Consider the following 12,847-nt stretch of genomic DNA (forward strand, 5'->3'; position numbering starts at 1 on the left):
TACCTCAGAAATGGTTAATTCTCCTGATCTGAAGGCATCGAGAATTTCTTTATGATTCATACGATTTACTCCCTTCTATGATGTTTTGCACACTCTTAAAATCCAATTTTCCTTGCGCCACCCCTTGCATCAATCCGATGATTTGCTCGTCTGTATACGTGCCCTTTGTTTGATGTGCTGCCGCGCTTTGATTCTGTCTTTCTGCTTTTAATGCCAAATGAGCGGATAGAGTTTGAACTGTCTGACATTCAAGGATTTCCCGGCCGGTCATCTTCATCTGCGTGGTTTTTTCGATATGACGCATCAATTTTCGGCCAAGAATTGAATCCATCCCATAATCCAGAAAGTTTCTTTTGAAATTGATGCGATCCTCAGATATGCCCAACTCTCGTGCTAAAAATTGAACAATGATCTTTTGCATGTGCGTTTCCCCATTAGGCTCGTCAACCTCTTTTTTCATGTCTTGTGTATGCGGTTTAGCGGCCTCTGATTGATGATTGCCTGACGAAACCCAATACCGCTCCCTTGCAAATGGATAGCCAGGTAAAGGGAGCATCCGAACGTCATCACCTTCATGAAGGAGCTCCCAAGGAATCTGATATCCTTTCACCCAACATTCCGCAATGTTTTCCAAATTTCTTTCTTTTGCGAGAATTTGCAGGACTGCTTCATCCTGTTCTTCTATCATCCCTTCCGTATGTCCTGTATAAAGAGATGCCTGTTGGCCTGATACCCCACCATTCTTCATTGCTTCCGCATATTCCTTCAATATTCGCACCAATTGCTCCTGATTGTTCACAACAATCGCGAGCCTTGCTTCCATGGCTTTTCTCCCCGCCTGAAGTGTATATGCAACATCAGGTAAAGAAAGGTTTTGATTCTGCTCAAGATACGCAATCATGCGGCTGACAGCATCCTGAAGCCGATCGTCATTTTGGGCTGAAAGCACGATGACCTGCGGGGGTTCAGCTGACTCTTTATGCCGTTGTGTGATCGGCTGCTCATCCGTGATGTATTCTTCAATGACTGCATGCGCATTGGTGCCGCTGATTCCTGTCGTGCTGATTGTTCCCATCCTCGGCTTCTGATTTTTCCTGATCCATGGACGGTTCTCTTTGCATAGCACAAACGGGCTTTCTTTAAACTGAATATACGGGTTGTCCGATTCACAATGATGAGTAGCCGGAATGGTCTTGTTTTTCATTGCCATCAGCATACTGATTAAAGCAACCACCCCTGACGCTGCAAATGTGTGTCCGATTAACGGTTTAATCGAGCTGATCATGCAGAATTGCTTCTGCTTCGTATATTTGCTGAACACGCTCGTTAACGCTTGGACCTCAAGCGGATCTCCAAGATTTGAGCCGGTACTGTGCGCCATCACATATTGAATATCGAGTGGGTTGATTTCATTTTTTTCATAAATGTTTTCGATCAATTCTGCCTGGCTAAAAGGATTTGGTGCAGTAATGCCATTGGTTTTGCCATCGTAATTCACACCGCTGGCCTTTATGCAGCCATAAATGTGATCTTTATCTTCAATGGCCTTTGATAATGGTTTCAGGAGAACAGCAGCTACCGCTTCACCTGGCACCAGACCATTGGCATCCTGGTCAAACACTTTACATTGTCCATTTGGAGAAAGCATTTCGGCTCTTGTCAGCGCTTCAAAAGACATTTGAGAAATATTCAGGCTGACGCCGCCGGCTAAAGCCATTTCACAATCTCCCTGACGCAGGGCTGAACATGCCTGATGAATCGCCACAAGTCCAGATGAACATGCCGCTGTCAACGCCATATTAGGCCCTTTTAAATCTAATGCGTATGCGATTCGCGCAGATAATGTGGCGTTTTGCGTTCCGTTAATGTAATCCGTATCTCCGATTAAATGCGCATATTCACCTTCTTCCACACCTACGTAAACACCGCAGGATTTTCCTTTTATCCGATGTCCCATATAGCCAGCGTCTTCAAACGTGTGCCATGCTTCCTCTAGAAAAATGCGCTGGCGCGGGTCCATGCTTTCGGCTTCTTTAGGCGATATTTGAAAAAACAGTGGATCAAATCGGTCTATGTTCTTCAAAAATGCGCCCCATTTTGGGACTGCTTTTTCTGGATCTCCGTCAGCACCACCCCAGTCGCGGCGTTCTTTCGGGATGTCAGAGATACAATGTTTGCCGTTTTTCAGATTGTCCCATAGCTCATGGATCGAATCAGCTTGAGGAAACCTGCCACTCATTCCGATAATGGCGATAAGCTCGGCGTGAGACTGCCTGTCGCTCTTATGATTGCTTTCTGGTACGGGAGCTGCAGGAATTTCCACTTCAGCTTCAGGGGGCTTTTGTGCCTCAGATGCATCATCCCGGTAAAGTGCTTCGATCAGCTCTTTGTGATCCGTTAAGAAGAAGCCGATCAATTCTTGTAAAGTCGAATAGCCAAAAAATAAAGCCGGTGTCACTTCGATGTTGAAATGCTTTGATAGCACATTCGAGAATTTAGCCAAATAGATCGAATCAAATCCGAAGTCGGCCCAATTTTTGTTCAAATTCAGCTTGTCCTTTGAGATTTTAAGCAATGCGTGAATATGTTCTTTCAGATCGTGTTCTAAACGCTTTTCAATGCTTAGCGTTTTGATCTCTTCCCTTTTTTCTTGTGCTGCAGGTGCTTGAATGGCCGGTTCCGGAACGGCTGGTTCAGTCATTCCTAAAAAGCGGCTGACCCGGCTGGACTGGCCAGCGATCACGAGATGCTGAGCATCCTGCTGAGACAGGATGTGTTCAAATAGACGGATGCCTTCATCGGCTTCTAAGAAGCGCTGACCGCTTGATTTCAGGTACATATCGGTTGTTCCTTCATCACCGATCTTCATTCCGCCATCCTTCCATACAGGCCAGTTGATGACAAACGTTTTTCCGCTATGAAGCTCATTTCTGTATTGTGCATAAGCCATTTGGAACCGATTCCCGATTGCATAATCACAACAGCCAAAATCTCCTAAAATAGCAGAAGACGAAGAAAAATAACAAATAAAATCAAGGGCTTCATTTTTAAGCCATTCATCAAGCGCTATCGTGCCGTTGACTTTCGGTTCAATGATGCGCCGGAAGCTTTCGATCTCTTTGTCAAAAATAGTAGAATCGCTTTCGATCCCGGCTGCATGAATAACACCATTGATGGTACCAAATCGATCTTTCCCTCTTTTTACGCAGTCTCCCATCGCGATAGGATCTGAAACATCTGCTTCTGCATACATGGCTTCGCCGCCTAGATCCTTTAATTCTTTTAATTTCTTTTGCTTTTCGTCATTGAAAGGCGACCTCCCTGTCAAAATCAGGTTTGCGGCATAGTGTTTAGCCAAATGCTTGGCGAATAAATAACCGAGCCCTCCTAAACCGCCTGTCATTAGGTAAGTACCGCCAAATTTCAATTTGCTGTTGTTCGGTTGTATCGTGGTCTGTTCAATGTGACATACACATCGTTTCCCATTTTGATACAAAACGGTTTGTTCAGTTGAAGCCTGTAATTCCGTCCAGATTTTTCGCGCCCAATCCTCCATCGATTCTTGATCTGCCGGCTGAAAGATCCCAGTCACTTTTGTGTGTGGAAGGACAAGCACGAGTGAACGTTCGAAGCCAATCCATGATTCCAGATAGCTCCGGTCAAGACCATTTTCAAAACGTCCTGCCAGCAGCAGCCGTGAAGGGTGAAGCTTTGCTGCAGTCATACCTTGTAATAGATAGACAATACAGGAATGGTCCTTTATACAGCTCGCGTCTTCCGCAGGCCACAAATAGAGGATTGCATCTGGCTCTCCATGTTCCGCCTGAATGCTCTGGAAGGCTTTTTCAAAAGTGACGGGTTCTTGCCGCACAATCTGATAGCTGTTTTGAGATTGTTTGCTGTACACCTCGCCCTGTGAAATAAAAATGATCTTGGTGTCCTGATCAACATTTTTCACAGATGCAGCGAATGCGTTTTGCTTTTCTCTATCCGTCAGAAAACAGATGAGCGTTTTGAAACGTTTCGATGTGAGAGTTGCCGGCTCTTCTTTCCACACTTCTTGAAAAGTCATAACCTCGAAATGCTCTTCTGGTTGCAGTTCATGATTCTGTTCTATACGCGCCGGATCCTTTGCCGGGCTTGGTACCCAGTAACGTTCTTTTGCAAATGGATATGCCGGAAGACTGATCCGGACAGGCGTTTGGCTTCCGTACAGCTTGCCCCAGTCAAAAGACAAGCCTTTCACCCAAAGATCCAGCAGTTTCGTGTATTTTCCTTTGCTCATCCATGCCTCTATGATTTTTTCCGTATCTTCATCAGCTGATAAGACGGCTAATGCTTTTTTGTTGTCATCGATGCGATCCAGGTACAGGCTGTCTGCTTTGTTTTCGATAAAATCGTTCAGCTTTCTCTCAAGATCCTCTAATGATTCCGCTATAAAGCCCAGCCGTTCCTCCATTGCTTCACGGCCCGTTTGCAAAGTATAGGCGATCCTGATTAGATCTGTTTCGCTGTACCTTTTTTCTTGAATGGCTGTGAGCAGCTGTTCCGCTTTTTCTTGCAGCCGTTCCCTGTTTTTCGCTGACAGCACAATCAACGCAGGAGAATGAGCTTCAGGAGTCTGCGCTTCTGTTCTCGGAATATATTCTTCCAGAATCATATGTGCATTGGACCCTCCTGCGCCAAAACTGCTCAATCCGGCACGTCTCGGCACCTCTTGCCCGTCAATCACCGGGCGTTTCCATTCACCAAGATGCTGCTGAACGACAAACGGAGTATGGCTGAATTCAATGTTTGGATTCAATCGCTGAGAATGCAAAGATGGCGCAATTTGGCCGTATTTAAACTGAAAAAGAATTTTTGTCAGCCCGGCGATGCCGGCTGCACTTTCACAATGGCCGATATTTGATTTGCTGGAGCCAATCGCGCAAAACTGTTTCTCTTGCGTATCTTCCTCAAATGCTTTTGCTAATCCCGCTATCTCAATCGGATCTCCTAATGCGGTGCCTGTTCCATGCGCCTCCAGATAACTGATGGTCCGGGCAGGAATGTTGGCGCTCTCAATCGCTTCTTTAATCAGCTGTGCCTGTGCATGAGGATTTGGAACCGTATATCCATTTGTTTTTCCTCCGCTGTTAATCGCACTGGCCTTTATCACACCGTAAACATGGTCGCCGTCTGCTATTGCTTGCTGCAGCGGCTTTAACACAATGGCTCCTACGCCTTCACCGTCGACAAATCCATCTGCGTCATCGCCGAATGATTTACATGTATCACTTGCAGAGAGCATATTCATGACAGATAAGTTCTGATAATGGACCGGGTCGACAACTACATTGACACCGCCGGCAATGGCGCAATCACTTGATCCGCTATAAATACTTTCCAGCGCTAAATGAATCGCTGTCAGAGAAGAGGAGCAGGCTGTATCGACTGCAAGGCTCGGACCTTGGAAATTCAGCAAATAGGATATTCTGTTGGCGATAGACCAATAGCCGTAGCCGGTCGGATAATTTTTGTTCATGACTCCGGCAAAGACGCCGATTTTTCTGCTTGTACAGAGCGTGTCAGGCGTGTATCCCGCATCTTCAATACTTGCATAAGCGGTTTGCAGAAATAATCGCTCCTGAGGGTCCATTCTTTCTGCTTCGAGCGGAGAAATCTGAAAGAATAATGGATCAAACTTGTCCATATCCTTGATAAATCCGCCCCATTTCGTATAAATCGACCCTTCTTTTCTTTTTTCTTTATCGTAATAGGCTCTCCAATCCCAGCGTTCTTTCGGAATTTCCTCAATACAGTTTCTCCCTTCTTTTAGGTTATTCCAAAAGTCTTCTGCTGTCTCCGCCTGAGGATAACGTCCGGATATGCCAATAATGGCAACGTCACGGCTGGCAAGAGCGTGTGTTGGCGTTTCTTTCTCCTTGCTGAAGCCAAGCTTGCGATAGCGCTGCGATCTTTTAACGGCGTGTCCAGACTTCTGTGAAGATTCATTCTTGCTTGCGGCCGGTGGCTGTTGGTGAACTTGACGGTCAAGACCTGTCAGTTTCATGAGTGCTTCTGTTTTTGTTTTGATTAAATGTTCTACTAACGCGTCGATGGTCTGGTACTCGAAAAATAAAGTGCTGCTTACATGGTCTAATTCTTTACGCAATGTATTCGTCAGCTGGACGACGACGATAGAATCGATACCGTATTTTTCAAGCGGTTCAGATGACTCAATTTTGCTTGCAGGAATTTTCAATGTTTCTCCGATTAGTTTTTTCATATATTCTGTGCTTTTTTCTCTAAGAGCATCAGTATTGGATTGTCCCGCTTTCTCCGAAGCTATGTTTTGTGTATTGGCTGGCTCGTTAAATGATGTCTGAGACATATCTTTCTCTGGCACGATCACACTTTCCATCATCATACGGCGAACCAGCCCATTGCTTGAGGCTACGACAATCTGGTGACTGAGATCATGGACAGCTTCGGCCGGGAAGAAGACAGATTCAAAGCCTTCGCTTTCTAGTGCCTCTTTCCAGCTGTTAGGATATAAGCCTGGACAGCCGGGAATCCGCACTGCAGGATCTTCATACAGCCACCAGCCTTCCAAGAGACCAAAGGTGATGTGGGGGAACAGGCTGTTTCCCGCCATTTCATTCAGCAGCAGCATTCCGTTGTTTTTCATCACTGCTTTTGTATGCCGCAGGGTTTGACGGATATTTTTTGTCGCGTGAAGGACATTAGCGGCAATGACGACATCATAGCCGCCAGCCTCGATTTCCTGCTGGTCAATTGGTTTTTCCACGTCAAAAAGCTGATACGTCAGGTACGGATTTTCCGCCCCATATTCCTTTTCAGCATGCAGCAAAAATGCTTTCGACAGATCTGTATAACAGTATTCTTTGATATGGTTTTGATAGGCTTTCAGTTTTTGAAAGATTCCGGCACTCGTGCCGCCTGTGCCTGCGCCTATTTCCATAATGCGAATCGATGCCTCAGGATCGTGCTTCAGCCGTTCATCCACGTAAGCGATTAACGTATCGGCAAGCACTTTATTAAAATAGTCTGCCACTTGGTTATGCTTATAAATGCCTTCCACCAATTCCATTGAGGAATGCGGGAACATGATATCTGTGGCAGGGACTTCCCCTGTCAAAATATCCGGTAATGCCTTCAACATGGTCTCTGCTAATACAACCATCGCCTTTGTATTGCTGTCATTGAGCCACTTTTCTTTTTTCGCATTCCATTCTTGCCAAAGCAGCCCGATATCCTCTGCTTGATCCTTCCTCACCAATGAATCTCCATCTTTCTTAAGATAATCATGCTGCAGAAGGAATTCACTGCTTTGCTGAAGCCATTTTTCATAAAATTCACGAGTCTTGTATTGTTGAAGGCGTTCAACTGATAATCTATGACCATCAAACAGTCCGGCCGTTTGCAGCTGCCCTAACAACAACCTGTAAAGAAGATCGTCCAGCTCTTCATGTGTGACTCTATTTAATTGTCCTGTTTTCGGCAGGCGCTCCTTCAGGCTTTCAGCGTCAACTGAAGGGTGCTCGGGATAAAGGGTGATGAATTCATTCTGATTCACGCCTTCGACTGCGACAGGTTTTGTCGTATGAATGAAAGCCGTTTGGCTGACTGGCCCAGAAAGCAGTGCTTCCAGCGCCTTCATGCCTTCCGCAGGCTTAATTAAGCCTAAGCCAATTTGATTCATGAGCTGTACATATTGTTCATCCTCGGCGGCTTCACTGTTCCCCCAATATCCCCAGTTCATGACTTTTACAGGGCAAGCCCAGCTTTGGGAAAGACGGTGAGCAAAAGCATCTGCAAATGCGCAGCCAGAGGCATAATGGCTTTGTTTCACATTTTTGATATGGGCTACAAGCGAAGAGAAAAATAAAACAAAATCCAAATTCTCCTGACGGAACACTTGGGCCGTTTGAACACTGACATCCACCTTGGCCGCCAGTCCGGCTCTACATTCTTCCAGCGTCATTTTTTCCAGGCTTTGTTCAGATAAAACCATGGCAGAGTGAACGATTCCGTGAATGTGAGGATAACGCTTTTTCACTTGATCATAAGCCTGCTGCAATGAATGCATATCCGCTGCATCGGCAGCAATATAGTAAGGCTCAGGGCCAAGAGCGGAAAGACGGTCTGCTTTTGCCTTGATGGCATCATTGATTTGACTGCGTCCAATCCAAACGATTTGCGCCTGATAGCGGCGGATCATGTACTCACTCCATGCCGTCCCGATGTACCCGGCGCCTCCGATGACCACATAGACTCCGCCTTTTCGATATAGCGTGTCATTTGACGGTGAGTGCCGATATGGGATCAATTGCTGCTGATGCCATTGCTGATTCCGATAGGCCCAAGCGTGGCCGAGACGATCAGCAGGAAGGGTAAACATTTGTTTTACCGGCCATGTGCAGCCTTCTTCAAGATCAAGAAGACGGATTTTCCAATGCGGATATTCCTTAGCGATTGTGCCGGCGAGTCCGTGAATGCTTGCATGAGCTGGCTGTACAGTTTCATGTTGCGTAACCGGCTGCGCTTGGACGGTCACAAGAGACCATTCTAGCTGTTTCTCACCATAACCTAATTGAAGACATGCCTTCACAAGCTTAAACGCCTGAAGAACAGCCTCTTCTTGTCCCTCACTAAACATATTCTCCGAGTATGACGGGGCAATCCACAATACATGGTCAATGCTGCCGTACAGTTGCAGTTTGTCTGCTATTGCATCAATGTCATCTGCAGGCCGAAAATCGATAAAGGAAACCTGAGGATAATGCTGCTTTATTAATGCCCGTTCACCTTCAGTACCGCCGCATAAAACAGCACGCGTACCGATAAACGAAGCATCGCCCTCCTTATCTGGAGAAACCGGTTCCCAGGCAGGGATCATCATCGTATGCCCTGTCAGCGGGGAATCAGCTACTGTTTGAGGCTTGGCCTGCTCTCCATCAAGTGCTCGCATCGAAGCACCCTTCATTCGCACACAAACGTTCCCGTTCTCATCGCATAAATCAATATCATATTTTCTGACTTTGTCCTCCGCTTTGCTATCTGAACTGTATCGAATATAAGACCATATCTCTTCTGGACACGGGCTGAAAATGTCAAGCTCCTGCAATGCAAACGGGAGAGAAAGCTGATGAGCTTGTCTGTCAGCATTGACTGAGCTAACGATAAAACCGACTGTGGAGTGGAAGGCGGAATCCATCAAACTCGGGTGAAGCGTAAATTGCTGCTTACCGTCTTTTAGAGAATCGGGCAATGAGATTTTGGCAAGCAATTGATCTTGTCCGACGAGTACTTTTTCTATCCCTTGATAGCCCTCGCCATAGTCAAGCCCAATCTTTCGAAACGCCGTATAGCATTGTTCTGACGTTACTGTGTCCAGACTGCATTCTGTCTGGATTGATGCAAGGTCTAAAACTGGGGTGTCCGCTTCAGCTGAAATGACTGCACGGCCTTGACTGTGTACCATTGGGGTTTCTTCTTTAGTTTCAGAAATGCTGTAAATGTCAAAGGAAATGTCCCCGTTATCTTCAGGATAAAGGCCAATATGTATTTCTTTTGGTTCACTTCCTATCGTGATAGGACGGACCCAGACGATGTCTTTAAGCGACACAACTCTTTGTTCATCTTCCAGATCGCCCGCAGCTTTTTCCGCTGCTTCTCTTGCTATTTCTAAATAGGCAACACCCGGCAAGATTTTCTGTCCCTGCACAACATGATCAGAAAGGAAAAATTCCTTACCTGTAAAAACAGAGCTAAAGCGCTGCTCAGTAAAGTCTGACGTATTGCGGTGCACAAGCGGATGTAAGGTATGATTCACAGTGCTGGTTTTCGTTTCAGGAGCCGGTATCCAGTAGCGCTCCTTAGCAAACGGGTAGGTCGGAACGCTGATTTTAAGCGGCTTGCGATCGCCGTATAAGCCGTCCCAGATGACCCGCTTTCCTTGAACCCATGATTCCGCCATTTTCTTCAACTCGCTGTTTGTTGATGTTGGTTCTGCAGCCTCCTGATCCTCCATGGCTTGCCCAGTCCAGCAACCATCGATCTCTTCTTCACCATTTGTAAACGCCCGAAGCTTAGCAGTTAAATCCTTTATGTCCTTTACGATGAAGGCTGCCCGCTCCTCCATTTCCACCCGGCCCGTCTGTAATGTATAAGCTAACGCTACAAGATTGACGTCCTCGCTCAGAAAAGCAAGGAGTTTAACAGCGTAAGCCTGCAGACGGTCTTTGTTTCTCGCGGACAATGGAATCATTACTTCTTCATTTTTCGATAAAACCGGCTCTGAAAAGCTCTCTGCCGGAATATATTCTTCCAAAATAAGATGCGCATTGGACCCTGAGGCCCCAAACGAACTTAAACCGGCGCGGCGGGGATATGTGACGTCCATCCCGTTTTCTGCCATTGAAGGCTGCTCCCATTTTTTCGTTTCATGCTGGACAAAAAATGGGGTTTGATCGAGCTGCAAATATGGATTCAGCTCTTCTGAGTGTAATGATGGCACCAATGTTTTATGATGCAGCTGCAGGACAGTCTTTGTTAAGCCGCTGATGCCGGCTGCAGATTCGGCATGGCCAATGTTTGATTTCACAGAACCGATTGAGCAGAATTGCTTGTCTTGTGTATTGCGGCTGAAAGCCTTCACCAATCCTTGTATTTCAATCGGATCCCCTAATGAGGTTCCAGTGCCATGGGCTTCAACATAGCTGATGGTGCGTGGATCAATTCCCGTTTTCTCTAAACACGCTTCGATAACATCAGCTTGAGCGACAGGGCTCGGAACTGTAATTCCGCTTACTTTTCCTACGTGATTAATGACACTGCCTTTGATGACAGCATAAATCCGGTCACCGTCCTGTTCAGCTTTTCGGAGCGGCTTTAACAATACTGTTCCGACACCTTCTCCAGATACGTAGCCGTCCCCGCCTTTGCCGAATGTATGGCAATAGCCGTCACTCGAATGCATCCCCACACTGCCGTAGCTGATATATTTGGCCGGATGCAGTGATAAATTGACGCCTCCTGCAAGCGCGGCCTCGCATTCTCCATTCCGGATGCTCTCTATAGCCAGATGAACCGCAGTTAATGAAGAAGAGCAGACCGTGTCCACCGCCATGCTTGGGCCGTGGAAATTACAATAGTAAGAGACCCTGTTGGCAATTTGCGCATAATTCAGCGATAAAGGAAATAGATTGTGCTCTGATAGAGCCTCCGCTCCTATAAGGGAGTAGTCCTTATGCATAACACCGGCAAATACGCCGACATGCTGCCTTTTATTTTCTCCCTGCTGTGAAGCAATTGTTTCTGGTGTATACCCCGCATCTTCAATAGCTTCCCAGCACGTCTCTAAAAATAAGCGTTCCTGAGGGTCCATGGTTTCCGCTTCACGGGGTGAGATCCTGAAAAATTGAGGATCAAAGCAATCAGCATCCTCGATAAACCCGCCCCATTTCGAGAATGGCTTGCCTGAAGGTGACTCCAGCCCATTGTTTTCCTTCCATTCCCACCGCGAGTTGGGGATCTCTGTGATGCAGTCGGTACCTGCCTTAAGATGTTCCCAAAATTCCTGTATGTTTTTTGCCTTAGGATAACGGCCTGCCATTCCGATAATCGCAATATCCTCCCCGATTTCTCGTGAAGAGATAGCGGCTGCTGAAGAATTCTGCATTGGTACAGGAGACTGGCGGACTGTATCGTCCACCTCTCCAATTGAATAGTAATCAGCAAGATGCGCAGCTAGTTCTGCAATCGTTGTATATTCAAACAGCAGTGTTGGAGAGAGGTCCGCTCCAATCTTAGCCCCTATCTCCTGAACCACATTAAGGAGGGATGGTGAATCCAGCCCAAGCTCATAGTATCCGGCATGGATATCCATTTGTTCTGCCGGCCTTTCAAGCTGTTCAGCAAGCAATTGACGCAAATACGTTTCAATTGCGGTATAGTCCTGACCAGGGTTTTGAGAGACAGCTTGTCTTTCTTCTTGACTTTCTTTTGCAGAAGGAAAGACTGCCGCATCCCGTACAGACTTGCCTGCAAACTGTTTCAGCTCGGCCACTTTTTGTCCTGATGAATTAAAATATTCAATCGTCATATATGTGAGTTCTTTCTTCTGGCGCACAGATGAAGAAAGTATCCGGGCTGTACATCCTTTTTGCAATCGTTCCGAAGCTGAAAACGATTCATAACACAATGGCAGATACATCGTTTGATCTGAGAGCAGGCAGCTTGAACCTATGCCGCTGCCGTCAATGAGAGTCGGATGAAACAGAAACGCTTCAGAATGAAGCAACGCTTCCTGTCCGACTGATAAATCTATCAAAGCACCCTCTTTGGTTTCAAAAATCTGCCCTTTCGCTTTCATCATGCCAGTATGCACTAATTGTTGAGAGCAGCATTGTTCATATATTTCATCCAAATTCAGAATCCTGTCAGCTGTACGTTTCCACTGATTAAGGTCTATTGATTCGGCAAAAGCAGTTCGCTCTTTACGATGCATGTCAGCCGTCACATATTGTCTTTTGTCCGATAGCGACTCACCACGCTGTTTTTGTCCGTCGATGATGATGGACCATTTCCCTTTCTTGCTTTCAGACACGTGAATGGTCAAAGCAATGTCATACCATTCGTCTGCGATCAAAGGGTAAAAAATGGTCAGGTTTTTCAATTCAAGCTCTTGATATGCATAACCATGTTCTTGGAATACTTGGTAGATCAAATCTATATAAGCAAGGCCGGGTAATAACGCTTGTCCATATACCTTGTGGTTGGACATAATAGGATTATTTATTGAAATGGTCAGTTGTTCAGTTATCATTTTCCCACTCCTCTC

1 protein-coding gene is annotated in these 12,847 nt (G+C 46.2%); it reads right to left on the reverse strand.

Annotated elements, in window-relative coordinates:
• Positions 1–49: 49 nt before the first annotated feature.
• Entirely contained in the window at positions 50–12,832 is a 12,783-nt protein-coding gene (locus tag AC0DBE_RS06030; protein WP_472961455.1) for an SDR family NAD(P)-dependent oxidoreductase, read from the reverse strand.
• Between the last annotated feature and the right edge of the window lie 15 nt (positions 12,833–12,847).

The organism is Bacillus sp. VA15, from assembly GCF_055721145.1.

What these genes read in the sequence shown, in the direction of transcription:
- AC0DBE_RS06030 (WP_472961455.1), bottom strand. Translation starts at nt 12,832, where the DNA reads ATGATAACTGAACAACTGACCATTTCAATAAATAATCCTATTATGTCC.